This window comes from Rhodovulum sp. FJ3 (genome assembly GCF_032918305.1).
Classification (GTDB): domain Bacteria; phylum Pseudomonadota; class Alphaproteobacteria; order Rhodobacterales; family Rhodobacteraceae; genus SAT37.
Window position 1 is genome coordinate 39,836 of record NZ_JAWJUU010000007.1, and the last position, 23,474, is coordinate 63,309.

Below are 23,474 nucleotides of genomic sequence, written 5' to 3' on the forward strand. Positions count from 1 at the left end.
CTCAGGCCGAGAACAGGGTGTTGTATTGCGCACGCAGAGCGACCTTTTGCACCTTGCCCATAGCATTGCGCGGCAACTCGCCCACGGTGATGAACCGCGCAGGCACCTCATGCGCGTCTAGGTGCCCCTGCAGCGCGTCGCGCATCATCTCTTCGGCAATCGCGTCGCCGTTCGCAACGATGATCGCCACGGGAACGGCGGTGCGTTCGGGGTGCGGAACCGAGACGACCGCGCTTTCGGCGATGCCGGGCAGGGCGTCGATTTGTTCCTCGACCTTTTTGGGAAACACGATCCCGTCGGGTGAAATCACCGCATCCTTGACCCGGCCGATCACGTACAAATACCCGTCCGCGTCATATTTCCCGAAATCGCCCGAGATAAAGAACCCGTCGTCCTGCATGTCCTCGGCGGTTTTTTCGGGCTTTTGCCAATAGCCTGAAAACAGGTTCGGACCGCGAATTTCGATCATCCCGATCTCGCCCGCAGGCAGGGGCGCGCCGGTCTGGATGTCGACGATCCGCACCTCGGTTCCGGGGAGGGGAAAGCCAACACTGTTCGGGCGGCGCTCGGCGTCATAGGGGTTTGAGGCGATCATGCTGCATTCGGTCATGCCATAGCGTTCAAGGATCATGGTCCCCGTCGCGGCGCGCCATTGCGCATGGGTTTGGGGCAACATCGGCGCCGAACCCGAAATGAACACCCGCATTCCTCGCGCCGCATCGGGCAGGCGCGGATCGTTCAGCAGGGCCATATAATAGGGCGGCACCCCCATCATCACGGTCGCGCCGGGCATCAGGTTCAGGATCGCGTCACGGTCAAAGGCGGGGATGTATTTACAGCTTGCCCCGCTGGCCAACAGCACGTTCATCGCTGTGAACAGCCCGTGCAGGTGGAAAATCGGCAGGCAATGCAACAGGACATCGTCCGCCGCGAACCGCCAATAGGCGCGCAGGACATCGGCGTTCGACCACAGCGCGCCATGCGAATGCACTACGCCCTTGGGCCGTCCCGTCGTGCCCGAGGTATAGAGGATCGCCGCCGGATCATCCCGATCGCGCGCAATGGCGGTGAACCCGCCCGCATGCCCGTCGCGCAGGTCCACCAGCGTGCCGGTTTCATCCGCATTGACAGTCAGGGCCTTGGGCCCGCCCGCGCGGTCGCGGAACACGGCCGCATAGCGTTCGGCGTCGGTGACGATCAGTGCGGGTTGGGCGTCGTTGACGAAATAATCCACATCATCAAACGGGATTGCGGGGTTGATCGAGGTATAGACCGCACCCGCAATCAGACAGGCGAAATAGAGCTCAATACAGGTTGCGGATTTGGGCGCATAGACCAGCACCCGATCACCGGGCGTGACGCCTTGGTCGACCAGAACCTGTGCAATCCGTTCCGCGTTCAGAAAAAAGTCGGCGAATGTGGTGACGCGGCCCAGATCGGGTTGGTCGATAAACGGGCTGTTCAGGCGGGATGCGCCCGCCTCGGCCAGACGTGTGGCCAGAAAATTGGTGTTGTACATGGGGGTCTCCTTATTCCGCGGGCTCAAGCGTTGCGGGCGCGTCGGCCTGCTGGGCCAAGAGGAATTGGTGATAAATCCGGTCATAGCCGAGACCGAAACAGGCGGTGTACATCGGCGCGCCATCGTCGCTTTCGATGGCGCAGGCCTTTGCAAAGGCGCGCAGATGCAGGTTGACGGAACCGCAGGCCACGCCATTCACGACGAATTCCGATTTCAGGTTCTGGTCGCGCTGGAACTTTTGCTTGTAGTCATTTGCGTTGAAAAACGGGTCAGTGGCGATTTCGACCTCAACCTTGACCCCAAGGGACGTCAGATAGGTTGCGACCTCGGTTTTAACGTCCTCGATCCATGCGTTGATCCGGTCCAGATCGGGGCTGAGCATGATGTATTCGCGCATCATGTATGAAATCTGGCGGGTGCCGGTTTCATAATATTCCTCACAGCGGAAACAGAGGTTTTTATGTGTGATCAGAGTGGTTTCGGCGTGCGTCGTGCCGCGCATGGCGTGGAACACCGGATAACAGCACGTCGGGGACAGCAGGTATTGCTCATCCGGCTGGATGGTGTTGTCCAAGGTGAATCCGTGCTGGGGAAAGGATTTCAGATAGTTCGCCGCCAAGACGAAATCCCGCGGCAACAGGGGGGCGTGGCGACGCTCAACCGCCCCTCCAAAGCACGGCAGGCAGGACAGGTCATGGTCCAGACGGCGTTCAAACGTTGCATCGATGGCAAGATCCAGCGCGGTCATCCCAGCGTCCCCTCACTCAGGAATTTTGCGGCGATGGTTTGCGGCGTCGCAAGATCCGCAAGATCCAGATCGGACACCTCGACGGCCTGTCCCGTCGCGCCCTCAATATAGGCCAGCAGTTCGGCAATGTTCATGCTGTCGACAATGCCGCTATCGATCAATTCGGTTGTAGGTGTGATATTGATTTCGGAATTCTCGTTAAATTGAGAAATCAGCAAGAGTAGGTTTTCCAAAATGCATTCCTCCAAAGCAAAAATGGCGACTCCACGCAATTGCGTGAGGTACTATTGGTCGGCCAATGAATTGACCGGCGGTATAAATAATCCAGTTCCCGAGAATTTATTTCTCGAAGTCTGAACTTAATTTTATTTTGACTGAGCGCTGCGCGAGGGAAGTCATAAGCGCGCGTGCGGGGTTTTGGACTGTAACGCCCTAAAAAATACGAAAATTCATATACTTACCGATGAAACTGTCGTGAAATGACATTGGTTACAAAAAACGATATGGCGAAATTGTCCGCGCTCTCAAAGTTGTGATCGCATTAAAGGGGCATTTTCAATTCTCGACAATACTACGAATGGACTAAGCGATATTTAGCGAATCGACGGTAAAACAAGGCATAAAGTCGTGAAAATGGGCAGGAATTGCTACCTAAATTTGCCCATTAGTATTAGAATTTTTATTAACCAAAATTGGTAAGTATTTTTAATGGAGTATACGATGTTTGCCACGAAAAGCTCGACAATATATATAAATGAATATGAGGCCGGTCTCAAAATCCTGCGCGATTCCGCCTTTGGGGTGGACCACCCTTTTCGCGCAACACGTCAGTTGTTCGGCCCCAATGTCCTAGACACCGAAGGAGAGACACATGTCGCGCGCAAAAAGGCGTGGTTGGCCGAGTTTTCAGGCAAATCCATGTCCTCGGATCGGGTTCAGGGAATTGTAAAATCCGCGACCGCGCGCGGGTTTGCACTTGCCAAAGAGCGGGGGGATTTGATGGTCGCGGCGGTCTATATTCCCAACCGCGTTGTTTTGGATCTGTTGGGCTGTCCGCAGATCGACGCGTTCGACCATCACGACCGCATGCGCCCGATTACGGACTATCTGGAAACAAACGTCAAAACCCCAGAGGTGATGGCGGCCAAAACCTATCTGCGCGATGGGCCGTTCGGCGCGGCGCCCGATTTGTTTGCACCTCTTGCGCAAGAGGACCGAGAAAGAGAGCTGATGTTGCTGGCCTATGCGGCGGCCGAGACGACGATGGTCGCGTTGAAATGTACGTTGCTGTTCTGGGTTTCGCGCAATCAGCAGTTTCACGATGCCTTGGCCGCGAACGGTATGGACAGCTTTATCCTGAGCCATCTGAAGAACGATCCGCCTCTGGGGCTGGCTACGCGCTATTGCAAGCGAGACGTCACCGTGGAGGAGCAGCGTTTTGCCAAAGGCGATATCGTCCATGTGAATATTGTCGCTGGAAATGCGGACTGTCCGATGTCGGCGAGCGCGCGCCGCACCGTCGATTTGACATTCGGCACGGGCAAGCATTCCTGTCCGGGGCACCTCTTGGCCAAGGCCGAGATGGAAGCCGTGATCGAACGCCTTGTCACCATGAACAGCTGCGAACTTGAGTTTGTCCAACCCAGTGCGGATGAGCGTCCCGTGAATTTCCGCCATCCCGATGTGCAGATCCTTTACACGGCCAAGGGTACGGCATCTGCCTGACCAATTGCACTCGAACGACGCGAGACGGACCCGGCCGTGCCTACGGCCGGGTTTTCCGTGTTTGCCCTGCGGTTCCTTTGAGGTCACGGCCCGCAAACGGGTCCAATTGCGACCTTGGCTTTACAAATGACAAAGAGTATTTACAAAAGGAAGATATTTTGCTTGTCTGACATCCGAAAGTACAGGTGCATGACGCAGGGAGGGGCTACATGCAGGACTTTAGGGCGGACAATCTTGCGTTTGCGGCGGCGATGACCGGACCCGAGGTTGTGATCCTTGGGGGCGGGGTGAATGGTGTCGCCACGCTGCGGGACCTTGCCCTGAACGGGGTGTCCTGTGCCCTGATCGACGCCGAAGATTTCTGTATGGGTGCGACGAGTGCCTCTAGCCGAATGGCGCATGGCGGGTTGCGCTATCTCGAAGGGCGAGAGTTCAGGTTGGTTGCCGAATCCGCGCGTGAGCGGAATTTGCTGATCGCGCATGCGCCCCATTTGGTGAGGCCGCTGGAAATCACAGTACCGCTGCGCCATCTGGTGTCGGGTTTTGCGCGTTCGATTGGGCGGTTTATGGGGCTGACGCGGCAAGGCGGGCCATTGTCCTACGTTGCCCTTGAAGGTGCGTTACGCGTCTATGAGGCCTTGGGTCGGCGCACCCATCCCTTGCCATCGCATCGCACAGTACTGCGCCGGTCGGCCTTTCCCAAGGGTCTGGGCCGCGACACGCGTGCCGTGGTGTCCTATTACGACGGCCAGATTATTCAGCCCGAGGGTCTGGTGTTTGAAATGCTGGGCGAGGCCTTGGCGACAGGGAACGCCTGCGCATTGAACCACGTTCAATGGATGCGGGAAGGCGACGCGATTGCCGTGGCCGATCCGATCGGCGGCGAGCGAATGACGCTGCGCCCGCGTGTCATCGTCAATGCAACCGGTGCCGCGATTGATCTGGTGAACGCCGATTTGGGTGCGCGCACGTCCTATCTGCGCGGGATCAAGGGGGCGCATCTGGTGTTACATCATTCCGGTCTGCACGCGCGTATGGACGGGCGGGCCTATTATTTTGACGACGGTACGGGGCGGATGGTGATCACGCTGCCGGTGGGGGACAATGTCCTTGTCGGCACGACCGAGGTTGAAACGACCTCCCCCGAGGATCGCGGCATTGCCGATGCGGAAATCACCTATCTGATGGGGGCGATCAATGCGCTGTTTGATGACATCACCATCACGCGGGAGCATATCGTTGCCCTGACCACGGGTATCCGTCCGCTGCGCCGTGGTGACGGTGGGGCATCGGTAACAAGCGCGGCGCGCGACCACGCCTTGGAAGAGGACCGGATTTCAGGCCTTACGCCGCCGGTCCTGTCGTTGGTCGGCGGAAAATGGACGACCTTTCGCGCCTTTGGCGAAGAGACGGCAGATCGGGTTTTGACCCTGCTCGGGCGCAGGCGGGAAACATCGACGCGGGACCGGGCCTATCCGGGTGCCGCGCCGATTGTTCCTGCTGATCTTGCTTCCCTTGGCATCGCCCCTGATTTGGGGGCGCGTTTGATCGACCGCTATGGCGCGCTGGCGCGGGATGTCGCCCGCTATTGCGACGGTGAGGGCGCCAACGCTCTGGTCGATGCCCCCCAGTTTTGTCGCGGCGAGGTGGTCTATGCCATCCATGCGCGCGGGGCGTTGCAGGTTGAGGACATCGTGTTGCGACGGTTGCGGCTGACCTATGGCGCGGGGCTGTCCGCGCGCACCTTGAGCGACATTGCCGAGATCCTGCGCCGGGAAACCGGGCGGAACGCGGCCGAGATCCGCGCCGAATGCGACGCCGCGCTGTGCGATCCCCGCATCATCGGACTGCGCCCTTGGCCGATAGAGGGCGCGGCATGAGCACGGATATCATCATAGCCATCGACGCGGGTGGAACGGCGGTCAAGGTTGTGGCCTATGATCTGAACGGTGTTCAGGTCGCCACACGGGCGGCGGATGTTCAGACCACGCATCTGGGTGACGGGCGGGTCGAACGCGATTTTGGCCAGTTCTGGGCGGGGACGGTTGTCGCCCTGCGCACCATCGTGGCCGATTGTGCCGATCACCGAATAATCGCGGTGGCCTGTACCGGTTTTGGTAACGGTTTGTTCTTGTTGGATGAGGATGGCCATGGCACCCGCGGGGGCATCGTTTCGGTGGATCATCGCGCCGCGCCGTTGGTCGATCGCCTTGGCCAGACGGGAGAGGGCGCGCAGATTTCCGATATCACCGGCTCGCGTCTATGGGGCGGGCAGTCCCTGATGCTGTTTGGTCATCTCGCGATGCAAGAACCCCACGTCATGGCGCGTACTCGATGGATTTTGGCCTGTAAAGATGCCATCCGGTTCATGCTGACCGGTGAGGCCCTGACCGATCCTACGGATGCAAGCGGCGGCGGTCTGATGGATCAGCAGCGGGGCGGTTATGCCAACAGCGCGCTGGACCTTCTGGGCTTGGCAGAGCATGCCCATCGCCTGCCTGCGATTGTGCCAAGTGACGCCATCGCGGGGCACATCACCGCACGGGCCGCCGCCGAAACCGGTCTGCCCGAGGGGGTGCCGGTGGCGGGGTCCATGATGGATGTGGCCGCCTGCGCCCTTGGCACCGGGGCCTATGGCGCGGATGTCTTTACGATGATCGCAGGCACATGGTCGATCAATTCGATTGAGGTCGACACGCCGCCAACCGGCACGGCCCATCCGATCCTGAACATGATTTATGGCCCTGCCGGACATCGTCTGGTGGCTGAGGGCAGCCCGTGCTCGGCCGCGAACCTGAGCTGGTTTTTGGACACGGCTTTGGGCGGGCGTGTCGATCTGGAAACCGCGAATGCCTTGGTCGCGCAATCCCCGGTCGTGGGCACACGGTGTCAGTTCCTGCCCTATGTCTTTGGCCCCGCGCCGAAGCAGGGCGGGTTCTTGGATATAAGTGCCGCCGACAATCTGGGGACCATGTTGCGTGCGATTTACGAAGGTGTCGCCTTTCAGGCGCGGCGTCACGCGCAGGACACGGTCGCCTTGGCCGGGCGGGCGCATCCGCCGGTGATCCGTCTGGCGGGGGGCGCGGCGAAATCGCCGGTCTGGTGTCAGATCTTTGCCGACGTGTGTCAGCGTCCGGTTGAGGCCGTCGATGCCCAAGAGGTCGGCGCGCTTGGCGCGGCGATTTGCGCGGCGGTGGCGGCGGGGGCCTATGGCGACCTGCATCAGGCGGTGTCGCACATGACGCGCGTTGCGCATCGCTATGTGCCCGACCCGTCCCTTGCCGACCTTTATGACCAGAGATTTGCCCGGTTCACGGCGCTGGATGCGCATCTGTTGGCCTTGGCAGAACAACGACCCGCGACAGAACGCGGTATCTGAAACAATCCATGGGAGGAAGAAATGGATATCAAAACACTAGGCCTAACCACGGCATTATGCACGATTGCAGCGCCCCTTTTCGCACAGGATGCCTGTGTCGGGTCGCTGGATACGCTGAATGTGATTGCCCAAGGCATGCCCGCGGTTACCGCATTGGACGCGCATCTGGCCGAGTTCAACGACAAATGGGACACCGAGGTCAAAATCACCCTGTTGGGTGAGAATGAGCGCCGCGCCAAGTCGCGCCTGGATGCCTCGACCGGGGCAGGGTCCTATCAGGTTATCTATATCGACGAGGCGAACCTTGCCGAATATGTCGAGGCGGGCTGGGTCTATCCGCTGGGCGATGTGGTGCCGGACACCTATGATCTTGGCGATTTCCGCACGGACCTCAGCAATGTCGCGACCGTAGATGGTGTGCAGTATTTCGCGCCCTTTGTCGGCGGTGGCGATGTCATGATGTATCGCAAGGACCTGTTTGAGGCGGCGGGACTATCCGCGCCTGAAACGCTGGACGATATGGTCGCGGCGATCAAAACCCTCAGCGCCGCCGACAATGGCGCCTATGGCTGGTCGGCGCGCGGTCAACGCGGATCGGGCATGAACGTCTGGCGCTGGACCCCGTTTTTCCGCGCGATGGGCGGTGAATGGATGGACGGGGATTCCCCCGCCTTTAACAGCGACGCGGCCGTCGCGGCGACCGAACTCTATACCGATCTGATGACCTATGCCCCGCCGGGCGTGGCGACCTTTAACTGGTCGGACTCGGTTGAGGCGTTCCGCGGCGGTCAGGTTGCGATCCTGATCGAGAGCGACGTGTTCGGCCCGTGGATGGAAGATCCTGAAAAATCCTCGATCGTGGGCAAGGTCGGATATGCCCCGCCGCCTGCGCCGCTGCCTTCGGCGGGCTGGTCGCATGGTTGGGCCGTGTCCAAGGTCGGCGCCGCCGAAGACTGCAGCAAAACCATCGCCGGCGATTTCGTTGGATGGGCCACATCCAAAGAGATGGAGCAGAACCGGATCAACGCAGGTATCGCATCCGATATCGGTCGCGTCTCGACCCTGCAGAGCGATGGGTACAAAGCCCTCGTGCCGCAGGAATATATCGACGCGCTGTTGGCCACGGGGCCCAAGACCAGCCTCTTGATCATGGCAAGCCCGGCGTGGCCCGAAATCGGCGACAACCTTGGCCTTGCGCTTGAAGAAGTGTTCTCGGGCACGCGCGACGATGTGCAGGGCGCGCTGGATGAGGCCGCCTTTTTCGCCGAGGACAGCCTTGCGCGCCTGAAATGACACGCTGCGCCGCATCGGGTCTGTTCCGGTGCGGCGTCCCGTTCAAGGAAACACCATGACCCGCACATCCTTTATCCGGCTCACGCTTGTGCCTGCGATTGTGCTGCTTGCGACGCTTGCGCTGGTCTCGATCGGGGGGGCGATCTGGTTCGCGCTGTCGAACCGAACCCTGCGCAGTCCCGACTATGAGTTCGTCGGCGCCTATAATTTTCTGCGCCTCCTGCGCGACAGCCGCTTTTTCAACGCGCTGGAAATCTCGGCCAAGTGGGAGCTGATCACGGTCACCGGCACGCTTGGTCTTGCGGTGCTGTTGGCCGTGCTGATTTACGAGACCGTCCAGAAACCGCTTTGGCGCAATGTGATCTGTTTTGCCTTTCTGGTGCCGGTCCTGTTGCCGCGTGTTGCGGCGGCGTTCATCTGGCGGTTCATGTATTCGCCCTCTCTGGGGGTCATCAACTATCTCTGCGGTCTGGTCGGGATCGGGCCGGTGGAATTTCTGGCCGACCCGTCGCTGGCCCTGATGTCGGTGGCGGTGGTGGATATCTGGCAATGGGGCCTGTTTTTCACGGTCATCGTGCTCAAGCTGATGGAGACCCTGCCGCGCGACCCGATCGAGGCGGCGATGCTGGACAATGCGCGACGTTGGGAAATCCACGCCTATGTCACGCTGCCGATGCTCAAGGGGCCACTGATCAGTCTGGCCTTGGTGAAGGCGGTCGAAAGCCTGCGGTCCTTTGATCTGATCTTTGTCATGACGGGCGGGGGACCGGGCAAGGCGACCGAGACGCTGGATCTTTATGCCTATCAGATGGGGATCAATATGGGCGGGCGGATTTCCTATGCGTCGGCGATGTCTCTGCTGCTGCTGCTTGTGACGACCATCGCCTTTACCATCATCTGGAAAGCGGGGAAAAAATGGGCCGCATAGTTTCTGCAACCCTGTCGCGCGGCGTGCTGGCGCTGCTGATCTTCGTGGCCTTGGGGCCGATTTTGTGGACCGTTCTGGGCGCGTTCAAAGAGCTGCGCGATATCGTGACACCGGTGCCAAAGCTGATCTTTGAGCCGACGCTGGACAATTTCGCCACCATTCTGGGCAATCCGACCATTCGCGACGGGCTGCTGCATTCGGCGGTGGTTGTGTCGGTTGCGGTCCTGATCGGCGCGGTTCTGGGGATACCGGCGGCCCATGCTCTGGCCCGTCACGCGCGCCGGTTTGGCGATGACGTTCAGTTCTTTGTGCTGTCGTTGCGCTTTATGCCACCGGTCGCGATCGCGATCCCGTTCATCGTGATCTATCTGGATTTGGGGATTTACGACACGCTGTTCGGGTTGATCCTTGTCTATCTGGTCACGACGGTTTCCACGGTGATCTGGCTGTCGGTGCCGGCGTTTGAGCGGGTGCCGCGCGACATCGAAGAGGCGGCCGCGATGGAGGGGTGCTCACCGCTTGAGGTGTTCTGGCGCTTTTCCCTGCCGGTCGCTGCGCCCTCTCTCTTTGGGGCGATCGTGTTCACCTTTGTTTTGGTGTGGAATGAGCTGCTCTTGGCGCTGACGCTGGCGGCGCAAAACGCCACCCTGCCGGTGGTGGCCGCCTCGATCACGTCGCTGGGCAAAGAGGTGCCATGGGGCGTGATCAATGCCGCCACCGTGGTGCTGGTGATCCCCCCGCTTGTGTTTATCGGCCTGTTGATGGGCCTTCTCAATACCTCGGTCCAGAGCGGCCGGAAATAGGACAGACAAATGGCCAATATTACCTGTAGCAAAATCGTCAAATCCTATGGCGCCTACCCTGTGATCGACCAACTGGATCTCGACATCCCTGACCATGAATTCGTGGTCTTTCTCGGGCCGTCGGGCTGTGGGAAATCGACGATGTTGCGTATGATCGCGGGCCTCGAAGAGGTCACCGGCGGGCGCATCGAAATCGGGGGAACAGATGTCACCGACCTGCCGCCGGGGGATCGCGGCGTCGCCATGGTGTTCCAGAGCTATGCGCTCTATCCACATATGAGCGTGGCCGAAAACATCACCTTTGGCCTGCGCCGTCAGGGCCTGTCAAAGGCCGAAATCGCGCCGCGCCTTGCGCAGGTTGCAGAGATGCTGGGCCTTGCACCGTTTCTGGACCGGCGCCCCAAGAACCTGTCGGGCGGTCAGCAACAGCGCGTCGCGATGGCGCGCGCGATGATCAAGACGCCCAAGGTGTTTTTGTTCGACGAACCCCTGTCGAACCTCGACGCCAAGCTGCGCGAAAAGCTGCGCACGGAAATCCGCAAGATGCACCTACAGCTGAAAACCACGACGATTTTCGTGACCCATGATCAGCTAGAGGCGATGACCATCGCGGACCGCATTGTCCTGATGCGCGACGGCGAGATCGAACAGATGGGCACGCCGGACGAGATTTTCGAACGACCCGCGTCGCATTTCGTTGCGGATTTCATCGGCACACCCGCGATGAATTTCGTCGATGCGGTGATCGAACCGAACCATGTCGCCCGCGCGGACGGGATGGCATTGTCCCTGTCGCCCGATCTGTTCCCGGGTCTGCGCGTGGGGCAAAGTGTCGAACTGGGCCTGCGTCCGGCGTCGATGGATCTGGCCGCGCCGGATGCGCCCAACGCGATCACGGGGCGCGTGGTTCTGGTCGAAAACATGGGGGCCGAGGGACAGGTTATCACCGACGTTGCAGGGCGCGAGATTTCGTTCGTCACCGCCCGGTTTCGCACCATCAAACCGGGGGATGCGGTCCATTTCGCCCTGCGCCCCGATCAAATCCATGCGTTCGACCCCGAAACGGGCCAGAGCCTGTTGGGGAAATAAGCCATGCAAACACGCTTTGAACAAAAGATCGCCCGTATCCGCGCCGGGGACTATCAGGTTGGCGATTACATGATCGCCGATGCCAAGGATACCGAGGTGACCGGGGGTGTGCCCGCGCTTGGGATGCACCGCGATGCGGGCGGGCGGGCCATTGCACCGCGCACCCGTGCGCAATTTATCGACGAGGTGCGCAAGGTCATCGCGCAGGACGTGGTCGACATCATGTTGACCGCCGCCGGAACGATGGAGGTGCTGCAAGACGCGCGCGCCTTTGTGGGGACGGGGATCGAACCGGCCTTTCGGGCCAATGAAACGACCTGTGTCTGGGGTAACATCCGTGGGGCGGCCTATAACGCCGCGCCCTCGCAGCCCTATCGCGGGGCGCATCTGATGCTGGCGCCCGCGAACCTGTGCCTTTATTCGATCACCTTTGTGAATGATGTAGAGCGTGACGTGCGCGCGCTTGAGGCCTATGCAGCCTTTCGCGACGAGGCGCGGGCGCGTGGCACTCAGCATTTTCTAGAGGTGTTCAACCCCAATGTGCCGGACGTGGTGGCCGAGGCCGATATGGGGGCCTTTGTGAATGACAACATCATCCGCCTGATGGCCAGCCTGACCCGCGCCGAACGACCCGCATTCCTCAAAGTCGCCTATAACGGCCCCGATGCCATGGCCGAGCTGTGCCGTCACGATCCGTCGATGGTGGTCGGGGTTCTGGGCGGGGCGGGGGCCACGCACCGCGATACGTTTGAATTGATCGCACAATCGGAACGCCACGGGGCGCGGCTTGCGCTGTTTGGGCGCAAGATCAATCAGGCCGAATGCCAGACGACGCTGATCACATGGATGCGCCGAGTGGCCGATCGTCAGATCAGCGCGCTTGAGGCGGTTCAGGGCTATCACGACGATCTGGCACGCGCGGGACTGTCACCCGATCGCACCTTGGCCGAAGATGTCCGCGTCACCGCGCCGGTTCTGCGTTTTGACGCGGCTGAAGCGGGCGTATAACATCCTGCGATCACGCCGTTTTCACAGGAGGCAATGTTAATGGTGCGCGCCAATCACCCATCTGATCGGACCGTTGCCGAGGCGGCGTGGCTCTACTACGTGAAGGGCCTCAATCAAGCCGAGATTGCCAAGAAACTGGGGCTGTCACGGCCCACGGTGATCACCTATCTGCGCCTTGCGCGCGACCGTCAGATCGTGGGCGTCAAAATCTCGGGCGAGCATTTCCGCGTCAACGATCTGGCCGACCGTCTGTGTGAAACCTATGGTCTGACCTCGGCCTATGTCGTGCCCGCCGGTGAAAACCCGATGGACAGCATGTTGCAGGTCTGTGACGCGGCCGCGCATTTCCTGCCGGATTTTGTCGAGGCCGGTGAAACGCTTGGGGTCAGTTGGGGCCAGACGGTGTCCTTTGTATCGGAGCGGATGCCATGGTGGCCGGTTGACGGCCTGATCGTGCGGCAATTGATCGGCTCGATTGCAAATCCGTTGTTACCGACCTGCGAAAGCTGCACCACGGAAATCGCGCGGCGCATGTCGGGGCAATGTATCAACCTGAACGCGCCTGCGGTCTGTACCGACCCCGCCTTGGCATCCAGCCTCAAGTCCGAGCCGATCATTGCCGAGCAACTGGCGCGTTTGCACGATTGTACCAAGGCGATCTATTCCCTCAGCCCCTGCACGGCCGATACCCATGTCGTACAGTTCAACATCGCCACGCCTGCGGATGTGGCGGCCTATGCCGAGCGCGGCGCGGTGGGGATCATCGCGGGCCGGTTCATCGACGAGGGCGGCGCGCCCGTCCTTGGCGATCTGGATGACCGGATGATCGGCGCAGATCAGGGGTTGATGCGCGATATGGCGGGCCTGTTGGTCGTCAGCGGTCTGGCCAAATCCAGCGCCACGCACGCCGCACTGCGGGGCGGCTATCCCAGTCACATGGTGATTGACGAAGATCTGGCCGCAACCTTGCTCTGAAGCCGAAAGAGCAGCCGCCAATGTGGCCACGGATAAAAGGGCTAGCGTTCTCAGTTTGACCGCGGCAATTTGTACAGGTCTAGGGCTTTGTTGCACAAATCGTGGTCAGGGATTCATCTCGCGAATCCAGCATGATAGCTGGAGGGCATGAGCAGTTGGGCCCCTACAAAGTACAAGACCACGAATTGGTCGTCCTACAATAACGCACTGAAGCAACGCGGATCATTGCCGATCTGGTTTGATCCTGAGATGGTTTGGGTGCCGCCGCCGCGCGGCAAGCGCGGCCGGCAACAGAGTTTCAGTGATGCTGCGATCCAGGCGTGCCTCACGCTGAGGGTGCTGTTTGGGATGCCGCTTCGGCAGACAACGGGCTTTGTCCAAAGCTTGTTGCAGCTCATCGGCTTGGATTGGTCGGTGCCAGATTTCAGCACCCTGTGCCGTCCCACTGCCCGGCAGGCGATTTGCATGGCAAATCTGCCGAGAGGGGCCAGAAAACCCTGAACGTGCGCCTACCCTATCGCGGAGGCACCGGCCCGCTGACCCTCCTCATCGACAGCACCGGCATCAAAGCTGAGGGTGAAGGCGAGTGGAACTCTCGCAAGCATGGCGGCCCCAAGCGCCGGATTTGGCGCAAGATACACATTGGCATTGACGAGGAAACGCTGGAAGTTCGCGCCGTTGAAGTCACCACCAGCAATGTCGGTGACGCGCCAATACTGCCAGAGCTACTCAATCAAATCCCAGCCGATCAGACCATCGGGCCAGTGACCGCCGACGGGGCCTATGACACACGCAGATGCCATGACGTGATTGCTGCCCGTAATGCCCATGCTGTCATCCCTCCACGCAAGAGTGCCAAGCCTTGGAAACCCACCAGCGCCGGTGCAATAGCCCGCAACGAGGCCGTCAACGCATCACGATATCTCCGCCGTGCCATTTGGCGACGGTGGAGCGGATATCACCGACGAAGCCATGTCGAAACCAAGATGCACTGGGTGAAGCTGCTGGGGCAGAGCCTTATGGCGCGGGACTTCGACCGCCAGGTCGCAGAAATCCAGATCCGTGTTGCCGTCCTCAACAAGTACACCGCTCTTGGCATACCTGTTACTGAGGTCGTAGGCTAAATCCGTCCGGGGAAAGGGGAAGTGCCGTCACGCTCCGATTTGTGCAACAAAGCCGTCGGACAGGGTAAAGACAACGACCAGCGGGGCCGATCGGGGCCCCGTTTTGCATTTTCGGCCAGCACAAATCGTCCGCGATATTGCGGAAACGCAAACTTCGACCGGCCGATCGCCGCTACGCCTTGCCTGACAGGACGACCCTGATGCGAGGCGATGCGAGAACCGATGCAACACTTGATGATCCGCATGCTCATTGCGTTGGTCCTGCTGTGGGGCAGCGCGTTTTCGGTGACAGCCGATCCGCTGATCGGCAAGTTTCTGGGAAAACTGGAGATCGGCTCGGTTGTGCCCGGCGCAACCAGTCTCGGGCCGGTGCGTGAAGACGGTCTTGTGCCCGCATTGAAAGGCACTGAAACGGTAGGCTGGATATTCCTGACGTCGGATTTCGTGCCAACAACAGGGTATTCCGGCAAACCGATCCATGTCGCCGTCGGGATTTCCCCGGACGCCGTTCTGACCGGCGCGCAATTGTTGAAACACTCGGAGCCGATCGTTCTGGTCGGCATTCCCGAGGCTGACATTCGCGCCGTGATCGAACACTATACGGGGTTCGACCTGCGCGGCGTTTCCGGTCCGCGTGACGCCGATGAACTGGAAATCGTCTCGGGTGCGACGGTCACAATCATGGTGATCGACGACTCGATCCTGCGCGCCGGGGTCAAGGCCGCGCGGGCTCTGGGTCTGGATGGTTTTACCGCACCCGAGGCGCGTGGGCCCGTGCGCGAGATTGATCGCGACGCCGGTCAAGTCACCGATTGGCAGACGCTGGCGGGCAATGGCGCCTTGCGGCGGCTGACGCTGGACGTGGCTTTGATCAATTCGGATTTCGCGGCGCTTGGCGATTCGCGCACTGCGAAGAATGCCGAGCCGGGGCCAGAAACAGATCCCTATGTCGATATCTGGACGGCGGTGGTCAGCCAGCCTGCAATCGGGCGGTCTTTGCTGGGCGACGCCGCGTGGGAGAACCTGTCGGCGCGGCTGGAACCGGGCGACGAAGCCATCGCCGTGTTTGGGGCCGGGCGCTGGTCCTTCAAGGGATCGGGCTATGTGCGTGGCGGAATTTTCGATCGCTTCCAACTGATCCAGGGTGACATTTCCGTGCGGTTCCACGACCGAAACCACAGCCGGATCGTGCAAGCCGCCGCCGAGGGCGCGCCCGATCTGACCGAGATGGACATCTTCGTCATTCCGGCTGACGCCAGGTTCGACCCTGCCGCACCCTTCCGGTTGCAGTTCCTTGTCAGCCGGGCAGTCGGGCCGATCGAGAAGGTCTTTCTGACCTATGATCTGGGATACGAACTGCCCCAAACCTATACCCGCACAATTGCCCCGGTGCCCGTCGCCAAGACCCAACCCGAGCTGACCGACGCCGACGCCCGCGATGCCCTGTGGCAACGCATCTGGCAGACCAAGCGCCTTCAGGTCATCGTGCTGGCCACAGCGCTCGCGCTTTTGTCCGGCGTCTTCTTCTTCCAAAGCTTTGCCACCCGGCACGCACGCCACTTCGCCATCCTGCGCAATGCCTATCTTGTGTTCACGCTGGTCTTCGTCGGCTGGATCGCCAACGCGCAGCTTTCGGTCGTCAACATCCTCGCGGTGGTGAACGCGCTGTTCAGCGATTTCGACTGGAACACCTTCCTGATGGATCCGCTGATCTTCATCCTGTGGTTTTCCGTCGCCGCCGCGTTGCTGTTCTGGGCGCGTGGGGCCTATTGCGGCTGGCTTTGCCCGTTCGGTGCCTTGCAGGAGTTGTCGAACAAGATCGCGCGGCGGTTCCGGGTGCCACAAGTGACGCTGCCCTGGGGGCTGCACGAACGGCTTTGGGCGGTGAAATACATCCTCTTCCTCGGACTATTCGGGATGTCGCTCTATTCGCTGGAACTGGCGGAACGCTTTGCCGAGATTGAGCCCTTCAAGACCGCGATCATCCTGAAATTCGCGCGCCCGCTGTCCTATGTGCTGATCGCGCTCGCTTTCCTGCTGCCGGGTCTGTTCATCGAACGGTTCTACTGCCGCTACGTCTGCCCCTTGGGCGGCGGGCTGGCGATCCCAGCGCGGATGCACATGTTCCGCTGGCTCAAGCGCTACAAGGAGTGTGGCAACCCCTGTCAGCTGTGCGCCAGCGACTGCCCGGTCGACGCCATCCACCCCACCGGCGAGATCAACCCGAACGAGTGCATTTCCTGCCTGAATTGCCAAGTGCTTTACCAGGATCACGCGCGCTGCCCGGTCGTCATCAAGAAAGACAAGCGACGCGCACGGGATGCGGCTTCGGCAGCGGCACTGACTGCCCACGCCGACCGGCTGAACCTCGGCCATCCCAACCAGCTTTCAAACATGAAATGAAGGAGAGAACCCCATGACCGAAGAAACCCACGGCGTATCCCGCAGGGGCTTGTTCAAGGGCACGGCCGGGGCAGCGGCGCTGGCCACCGTTGCCGGAACGGGCGGGCTTGGCCTGCTGGCCTCGGCGCGCAGCGCCTATGCGGCGACCGGCGCGCCCGAAATCGCCCCCGGCCAGTTGGACAGCTATTACGGCTTCTGGTCCTCGGGCCAGTCGGGCGAGGTGCGCATCATCGGGGTGCCGTCCATGCGCGAGCTGATGCGCATCCCCGTGTTCAACCGCTGTTCGGCAACCGGCTGGGGCTCGACCAACGAAAGCCTCAAGATCCTGACCGATGGCCTGCTGCCGGAAACCAAGGCGTTCCTCGCCAAGCGGGGCCGTGTCACCTATGACAACGGCGACCTGCACCACCCGCACATGTCCTTTACCGAGGGCACCTATGACGGGCGCTACCTGTTCGCCAACGACAAGGCCAACACCCGCGTCGCGCGCATCCGCTGCGACATCATGAAGACCGACAAGATCATCGAGATTCCGAACACCTCGGACATCCACGGCCTGCGGCCGCAGAAATATCCGCGCACCGGCTATGTCTTTGCCAATGGCGAACACCGCATCCCGCTGCCCAATGACGGGGCCATCCTGGATGATCCGAAGCAGTACCATTCTATCTTCACCGCCATCGACGGCGACACGATGGAGATCGCCTGGCAGGTGATCGTCGACGGCAATCTCGACAACTGCGATGCGGATTACGAGGGCAAATGGGCGTTCTCGACCTCTTACAACTCCGAAGAGGGCGTGACGTTGGCCGAGATGACCGAGAACGAACAGGACTGGGTCGTCGTCTTCAGCATCGCCGCCATCGAGGCGGGTATCCAGGCCGGGGATTACAAGGAATATAACGGCGTCAAGGTGTTGGACGGTCGGCACGGGTCGAAATACACCGCGTATATCCCCGTCTCCAACAGCCCGCATGGCTGCAACATGGCCCCCGACAAGGTGCACCTGTGCATCAACGGCAAGCTGTCCCCCACCGTCACCGTGATCGACGTGACCAAGCTTCAGGCGGTGTTCGACGGGGCAGAGCCGCGCTCTGCCGTGGTGGCGGAACCGCAACTGGGTCTTGGCCCGCTTCACACCGCCTTCGACGGCAAGGGCAACGCGTATACGACGCTGTTCCTCGACAGCCAGATGGTGATGTGGAACATCGAAGACGCGGTGCGTGCCTATGACGGCACCGATGTGGACCCGATCCTGAAAAAGATCGATGTGCATTACCAACCCGGCCACAACCACACCACCATGGGCGAGACGCTGGAGGCGGACGGGCAATTCCTGATATCGCTCAACAAGTTCTCGAAGGACCGTTTCCTGAATGTCGGCCCGCTGAAGCCCGAGAACGATCAGTTGATCGACATTTCCGGCGGCGGAATGGAACTGGTGCACGATGGCCCGACCTTTGCCGAGCCGCATGACTGCATTCTGGTGCGCGCCGACAAGGTCAACCCGGCGGCGGTCTATGACCGGGCCGATCCGCTTTGGGAAGAGGCGCGGGTTCAGGCGGAAAAGGACGGTGTCGACCTTGACTGGGGCGCCGACGTGATCCGCGACGGCAACAAAGTGCGAGTCTACATGCATTCGGTCGCGCCAGCCTTCAGCCTCGACAAGTTCGAGGTCAACCAGGGCGACGAGGTGACGATCTACGTCTCGAACATGGACGAGGTGGACGACCTGACCCACGGCTTCACGCTTGGCAATCATGGCGTCGCCTTCGAGGTCGGGCCGCAGGCCACTGCTTCCGTAACTTTCACCGCCGACCGGCCCGGCGTGCATTGGTACTACTGCCAGTGGTTCTGCCACGCGCTCCACATGGAGATGCGCGGCCGGATGCTGGTCAAGCCGGTCGCGTAAGAGGAGGGCCCGTCATGCGTTTCCTGATCCCGGTCCTTTTGATGATCCTCACCCCGTTCGCCTGTTTGGCGGAAAGGGTCGAGGTGCGACCGGGGAAGGGGGCGCTGGCGCGGGCAATCGCGACCGCCCGGCCCGGCGATGAACTGGTGCTTGGTGAAGGCACCTATGCCGGGCCGGTGCAGATCGACAAGCCACTTGCCCTCACGGGGGCTCTCGCCCGGGTCGACGGTCCGGGCGAGGGATCGGTCATCACCGTGACGGCCCCGGACGTTACGATTTCCGGCGTCACGATCACCGGCGCTGGCGCGCGGCTGAGCGAGTTCGACAGCGGTATTCGCCTGCTGAAGGGCGCTAAGGGCGCTCGGGTTGAAGGCGTGACCCTGACCGGCAACCTGATCGGAATCGACGTGCATGGCGCCACGGGTGTCACGATCCGAGGCAACCGGATCGAGGGCCGCAACGACCTTCGGGTGCCTGAACGGGGTCCGGGCATTTACGTCTGGAATGCACCGCGCCTGTTGGTCGAGGACAACCAGATTTCCAAGGGACGCGACGGTGTTTTCATCACCACCTCGAACGAGGCGGTCTACCGGAGCAACCATTTCAGCGACCTGCGATTTGCCTTTCATTCGATGTATGCCAACCGGATCGAGGTGACGGACAACATCAGCCACGGCAACGACATGGGCTTTGCCTTCATGTATTCGACCCGGCTGACCGTGGAGCGCAATCTATCTAATGGCGACGCCAACCACGGCTTTTTCATGAACTTCGCCAACAAGGCCGAGCTGCGGCAGAACGAAGTCCGTAATGGCGGCGAGAAGTGCTTGTTCGTCTACAACTCCAACCAAAACGTCTTTGACGGGAACCTGTTTGAGGGTTGTGGGATCGGCGTGCATTTCACCGCTGGAAGTCAGGGTAACGTGTTGACAGGAAATGCCTTTGTCGGCAATCGGACACAGGTAAAATATGTCGGAACCCGCTGGCTGGAATGGTCAGACGGCGCACGCGGTAACTACTGGTCCGATCAGGCGGGCTTTGACGTCAACGGTGACGGATTGGTCGACAGCCCCTACCGCCCCAACGACAGTATTGATCGTTTGGTCTGGTCACAACCGGCGGCGCGTCTCCTGATGGGCACCCCGGCCGTACAGCTCATCCGCTGGTCGCAATCGCGGTTCCCGGGGCTTCTGCCCGGCGGTGTGATCGACAGCCATCCTTTGGTCTCGCCCGAGGGTGCAGGCCTTCCGCAGGGAGATCCCTCATGACACAGCCCATTCTCGACATTCGCGATGTCAGCCTGCCCTTTGGCCCGCTCAAAGCGCTGGACGGCGTGACACTGGCCGTTTCGCCCGGCGAACGTCTGGCGCTTCTGGGCCATAACGGTGCGGGCAAATCCACGCTGTTCAAGGCGATCCTCGGGTTTCTTGCGCCGGGTGAGGGGGCGATCACCGTGGCGGGACACCGGCCCGGCTCGGACGCGGCGCGGATTGCCATGTCCTATCTGCCCGAAGTCGTGTCCTTTCCGCAAAGCCTGACCGGGCGCGAAGTGCTGGCCTATTTCTCGGGTCTGCGGGGGGCGTCCCGGTCCGAGATCGACGGGTTGCTGAACCGGGTTGGACTGGCAGACGCCGCCGACCGCCGGGTCCGCACCTATTCCAAAGGCATGCGACAGCGGCTTGGCCTTGCACAGGCCCTGATCGGCGCGCCCCGCCTGCTGTTGCTGGACGAGCCGACAAGCGGTCTCGACCCTGTATCGCGCCACGATTTCTACACCGTCATCGCCGAGGCCGCGGCGCGCGGCTGCGCCGTTCTGCTCTCCTCGCACGGGTTGGAAGAGGTTCAGGACCAGACCGACCGCGTCGCGATCCTGTCGCGGGGTCGCCTGCGTGCGTCCGGGACTTTGGCCGAGCTTGCCGCCGCCGCCGCGCTGCGCACGACCATTCGCGTGACCGCAAAGCAGGGGCAGGCAGACCAACTGCAATCCGATCTGGGCGGGCGTCGGGTGAACGGATGTCGACTTGAGATCGACTGCGCACCCGATGCCAAACTTGGCGTGTTGCTTCAACTCGGTCAGCACCGGGATGCCCTGCACGAGGTCGACGTCTTGGCCCCCGGGCTGAACGACATCTACCGCCATTTTTCGGATACCAAGGGGGATCAGGCATGACCACGCGTATCGGCACGATCTTTGTGCAGGAGTTCAGGCTGGCCCGGCGCAATCTGTGGGTCGGACTGGCAACCGGCATCTTGGGCCTGTTTGCCGTGGTGCTGGGCATTTTCGGCGCAGGGCAGGGGGCCGCGCTGGACGCCGATGCCCTGACCCTGACGGCGGCGAGCCTTGCGACGCTGTCAGTCTACCTGATCCCGTTGATCGCTCTGCTGATGTCCTACGATTCCTTCGCTGGAGAAATCGAGCGCGGTGCGTTGGCCCTGACACTGGCCAGCCCCGTCCGACGGTGGGAGATCTTTGTCGGAAAGTTCGCGGCCCAGTCGTTGGCTGTCGGAGCGGCAACGCTTCTGGCCTTCGGCGCTGCGGGCGCATTTCTGGCGCTGTCGTTTGGCACCGGGCCATCCGGCATTGCCGCATGGATGCGCCTGATGGCCACGGCCTTTGTCCTGGGGTCGGTCTTTGTCGGCTTTGGCCTGATGCTGTCTGCCATGGCCGGGCGCACGGCGACTGCCGCAGCATCGGCTGTGGGGCTCTGGCTGGTCCTGGTGGTGATCTATGATCTTGCGCTGCTCGGCAGTGTGATGGCCGCAAGCGAGGGCATCTTCGCGTCACAGGTTTTCCCTTGGCTGGTGGTTGCCAATCCAGCAGACGCGTTTCGCCTGTACAACCTCGCTCTGATTGACACCGCGCCGGTGGCCGGGATCGACGGGCTTGCCTCAACCCTGCCATTCCCGCCGACAGCGGCGCTTGCCGTGCTGGGGCTCTGGCTTTTGGCGGTGCTGGCACTTGGCATTCGCCGTACGAAAAGGATCGTCCCATGAAACCTGTTGTCCTCGCCATCCTCGTCCTTGGCCTTGCTGCCTGCAAGGAGGACATCGCTACCATTGCCCCGGTTGAGATGACGGATGAGGCGCTTGGCCATTATTGCCAGATGTTCGTCGCCGACCATCCCGGCCCCAAGGCGCAGGTCCACCTGAAGGGTCATTCTGCCCCACTGTGGTTCAGCCAGGTCTCTGACGCGGTGGCCTATATGCACGACCCGGAACGCGATGCCGAGGTTATGGGCGTCTTCGTGTCCGACATGTCTCGCGCCGAAAGCTGGGCTTTGCCCGGCCTCGACAACTGGCTGGCGTCTGGCAGCGCGGCCTTTGTGATCGAAAGCGACCGGCTTGGCGGGATGGGTGTGCCCGAGGTCATCCCCTTTGGCTCTACTGATGCGGCGGCGGCGTTTGTGGCGGACCACGGCGGCAGGGTCGTCGCGTGGGATGCGGTGCCCGAAACCTATGTCCGACCTGACATGGCGCAGATGTCCGGCCATCCGGCGCACGCGGGAGCAGGCCAATGACGCTGACCCGAAGACGTTTTCTGACACTGGCTGGTGCAACCTGTGCGGCCACCCGGCTGACCGCAGGCACGCCGGTGGCCGTCTGGCGCGGAACCGCGCTTGGGGCCACAGCGCAGGTTGCCCTTTCCGGTATCTCCGAGGATGAAGCCACCCCAATCTTTCGCGCGATCGAAGCGGAACTCAACCGTATCGAAGGGCTGTTCTCGCTCTATCGCTCTGACAGTGCCCTATCGCGCCTGAACCGGGACGGCGTGTTGCGTGCGCCTGATCCCGACATGCTGGCCCTGCTATCGCTGGCACGCGAGATGTATCACGCGACCGAAGGCGCATTCGACCCGACCGTGCAGCCGCTGTTCGATGCCCATGCCAAGGCGGCCGCTTTGGGTCGGGCGGCGTTGCCCCACGACATCGCGGCGGCGCAAGCTCTGGTCGGATTTGACCGCGTGTCGATGGATGAAAATTCCGTGCGCCTCGGGCGGGCCGGGATGGCCTTGACGCTGAACGGAATTGCGCAAGGATATGCCACGGACAGCCTGTCGCGGCTCATGCGCCGACAGGGCTTGCGCGATGTCATGGTGAACGCGGGCGAGATCCGCGCCATGGGGCGTTTGAACGGACAAGGCTGGCCGGTGCGGTTGCCTTCGGGGCGTAGCTTGACCCTGACGGACCGGGCTGTCGCGACGTCGGACGCTGCCGGGACCTTGATCTCGGCGCCTCTTGGGGTTGGGCACATCTTCGCTCCGAATGGCGGGGCCGTGCTCCGGTCCGGTCCTGTCAGTGCCCTGCACTTCAGTGCTGCCGTGGCGGATGCCGCGTCGACTGCTGCCGTCGTCCTGCCTGATGATCGGCTTCACCTGCTCGACAAGGTCGGGGTCGACCTCGTGCGCGCCTGAAAAAACTGAACCCCTCACCTGTCGCCCCCGCGCAACCCGTGGGGGCGTTTCCTTTTGTACGGAACCGAGCCGGCAAGCCCCTGCTCCGCACGAGTAGAATTCGCGGCAAATTGGGCGGAGTTTGCATTTTCGCAACGTTCCGCGCCGGACCTCTGGG

Annotated in this window: 19 protein-coding genes and 1 pseudogene; 17 read left to right on the plus strand and 3 right to left on the minus strand. The window is 61.4% G+C overall.

What is annotated here, in order from left to right:
* Position 1: 1 nt before the first annotated feature.
* The 3 genes from R1W00_RS15960 to R1W00_RS15970 are packed head-to-tail and all read right to left on the minus strand — an operon-like array spanning position 2 to position 2,485.
* Positions 2 to 1,519, minus strand: a complete 1,518-nt coding sequence (locus R1W00_RS15960; protein WP_317263766.1) for an AMP-binding protein — start codon at positions 1,517 to 1,519, stop codon at positions 2 to 4.
* Positions 1,520 to 1,529: 10 nt separating this feature from the next.
* Positions 1,530 to 2,267, minus strand: a complete 738-nt coding sequence (locus R1W00_RS15965) for a hypothetical protein (protein WP_317263767.1) — start codon at positions 2,265 to 2,267, stop codon at positions 1,530 to 1,532.
* A complete protein-coding gene (locus R1W00_RS15970) occupies positions 2,264 to 2,485 on the minus strand; it encodes a phosphopantetheine-binding protein (RefSeq protein ID WP_317263768.1) in 222 nt (73 codons plus the stop codon). The genes R1W00_RS15965 and R1W00_RS15970 overlap by 4 nt, the downstream gene beginning before the upstream one ends.
* A gap of 502 nt (positions 2,486 to 2,987) precedes the next feature.
* On the opposite strand from R1W00_RS15970, the gene R1W00_RS15975 reads away from it, so the two are divergent.
* The 17 genes and pseudogenes from R1W00_RS15975 (at position 2,988) to R1W00_RS16055 (ending at position 23,317) form a co-directional block, all read left to right on the plus strand.
* Positions 2,988 to 3,992, plus strand: coding sequence for a hypothetical protein (locus R1W00_RS15975; protein WP_317263769.1), 1,005 nt, complete (start codon positions 2,988 to 2,990; stop codon positions 3,990 to 3,992).
* A 209-nt stretch (positions 3,993 to 4,201) separates the two neighbouring features.
* Entirely contained in the window at positions 4,202 to 5,872 is a 1,671-nt protein-coding gene (locus tag R1W00_RS15980) for a glycerol-3-phosphate dehydrogenase/oxidase (RefSeq protein ID WP_317263770.1), read from the plus strand.
* Entirely contained in the window at positions 5,869 to 7,371 is a 1,503-nt protein-coding gene (locus tag R1W00_RS15985; protein WP_317263771.1) for an FGGY-family carbohydrate kinase, read from the plus strand. Before R1W00_RS15980 ends, R1W00_RS15985 begins: the two co-directional genes overlap by 4 nt.
* Positions 7,372 to 7,392: 21 nt before the next feature.
* Entirely contained in the window at positions 7,393 to 8,664 is a 1,272-nt protein-coding gene (locus R1W00_RS15990; RefSeq protein ID WP_317263772.1) for a sugar ABC transporter substrate-binding protein, read from the plus strand.
* Between the two features lie 55 nt (positions 8,665 to 8,719).
* The gene (locus R1W00_RS15995) at positions 8,720 to 9,592 is read left to right on the plus strand and encodes a sugar ABC transporter permease (RefSeq protein ID WP_317263773.1); all 873 of its coding nucleotides are present in this window, start codon (positions 8,720 to 8,722) and stop codon (positions 9,590 to 9,592) included.
* A complete protein-coding gene (locus R1W00_RS16000; RefSeq protein ID WP_317263774.1) occupies positions 9,580 to 10,395 on the plus strand; it encodes a carbohydrate ABC transporter permease in 816 nt (271 codons plus the stop codon). Before R1W00_RS15995 ends, R1W00_RS16000 begins: the two co-directional genes overlap by 13 nt.
* Positions 10,396 to 10,404: 9 nt before the next feature.
* The gene (locus tag R1W00_RS16005; protein ID WP_317263775.1) at positions 10,405 to 11,484 is read left to right on the plus strand and encodes a sn-glycerol-3-phosphate ABC transporter ATP-binding protein UgpC; all 1,080 of its coding nucleotides are present in this window, start codon (positions 10,405 to 10,407) and stop codon (positions 11,482 to 11,484) included.
* Positions 11,485 to 11,487: 3 nt separating this feature from the next.
* Positions 11,488 to 12,492: a hypothetical protein gene (locus tag R1W00_RS16010; RefSeq protein WP_317263776.1), complete on the plus strand. Its 1,005-nt coding sequence runs from the start codon at positions 11,488 to 11,490 to the stop codon at positions 12,490 to 12,492.
* Between the two features lie 39 nt (positions 12,493 to 12,531).
* Positions 12,532 to 13,467, plus strand: coding sequence for a sugar-binding transcriptional regulator (locus tag R1W00_RS16015; protein WP_317263777.1), 936 nt, complete (start codon positions 12,532 to 12,534; stop codon positions 13,465 to 13,467).
* Between the two features lie 147 nt (positions 13,468 to 13,614).
* A pseudogene (locus tag R1W00_RS16020) lies at positions 13,615 to 14,591 on the plus strand (IS5 family transposase).
* A gap of 234 nt (positions 14,592 to 14,825) precedes the next feature.
* Positions 14,826 to 16,994: a 4Fe-4S binding protein gene (locus R1W00_RS16025; protein ID WP_317263778.1), complete on the plus strand. Its 2,169-nt coding sequence runs from the start codon at positions 14,826 to 14,828 to the stop codon at positions 16,992 to 16,994.
* Positions 16,995 to 17,007: 13 nt separating this feature from the next.
* Complete coding sequence (gene nosZ / locus R1W00_RS16030; RefSeq protein ID WP_317263779.1) at positions 17,008 to 18,906, plus strand: TAT-dependent nitrous-oxide reductase; 1,899 nt, start codon at positions 17,008 to 17,010, stop codon at positions 18,904 to 18,906.
* Between the two features lie 14 nt (positions 18,907 to 18,920).
* A complete protein-coding gene (locus R1W00_RS16035) occupies positions 18,921 to 20,174 on the plus strand; it encodes a nitrous oxide reductase family maturation protein NosD (RefSeq protein ID WP_317263780.1) in 1,254 nt (417 codons plus the stop codon).
* The gene (locus tag R1W00_RS16040; RefSeq protein WP_317263781.1) at positions 20,171 to 21,076 is read left to right on the plus strand and encodes an ABC transporter ATP-binding protein; all 906 of its coding nucleotides are present in this window, start codon (positions 20,171 to 20,173) and stop codon (positions 21,074 to 21,076) included. Before R1W00_RS16035 ends, R1W00_RS16040 begins: the two co-directional genes overlap by 4 nt.
* The gene (locus R1W00_RS16045; RefSeq protein WP_317263782.1) at positions 21,073 to 21,900 is read left to right on the plus strand and encodes an ABC transporter permease; all 828 of its coding nucleotides are present in this window, start codon (positions 21,073 to 21,075) and stop codon (positions 21,898 to 21,900) included. The genes R1W00_RS16040 and R1W00_RS16045 overlap by 4 nt, the downstream gene beginning before the upstream one ends.
* Entirely contained in the window at positions 21,897 to 22,424 is a 528-nt protein-coding gene (locus R1W00_RS16050) for a nitrous oxide reductase accessory protein NosL (RefSeq protein WP_317263783.1), read from the plus strand. Before R1W00_RS16045 ends, R1W00_RS16050 begins: the two co-directional genes overlap by 4 nt.
* Positions 22,421 to 23,317, plus strand: a complete 897-nt coding sequence (locus tag R1W00_RS16055) for an FAD:protein FMN transferase (protein WP_317263784.1) — start codon at positions 22,421 to 22,423, stop codon at positions 23,315 to 23,317. The genes R1W00_RS16050 and R1W00_RS16055 overlap by 4 nt, the downstream gene beginning before the upstream one ends.
* Positions 23,318 to 23,474 lie beyond the last annotated feature (157 nt).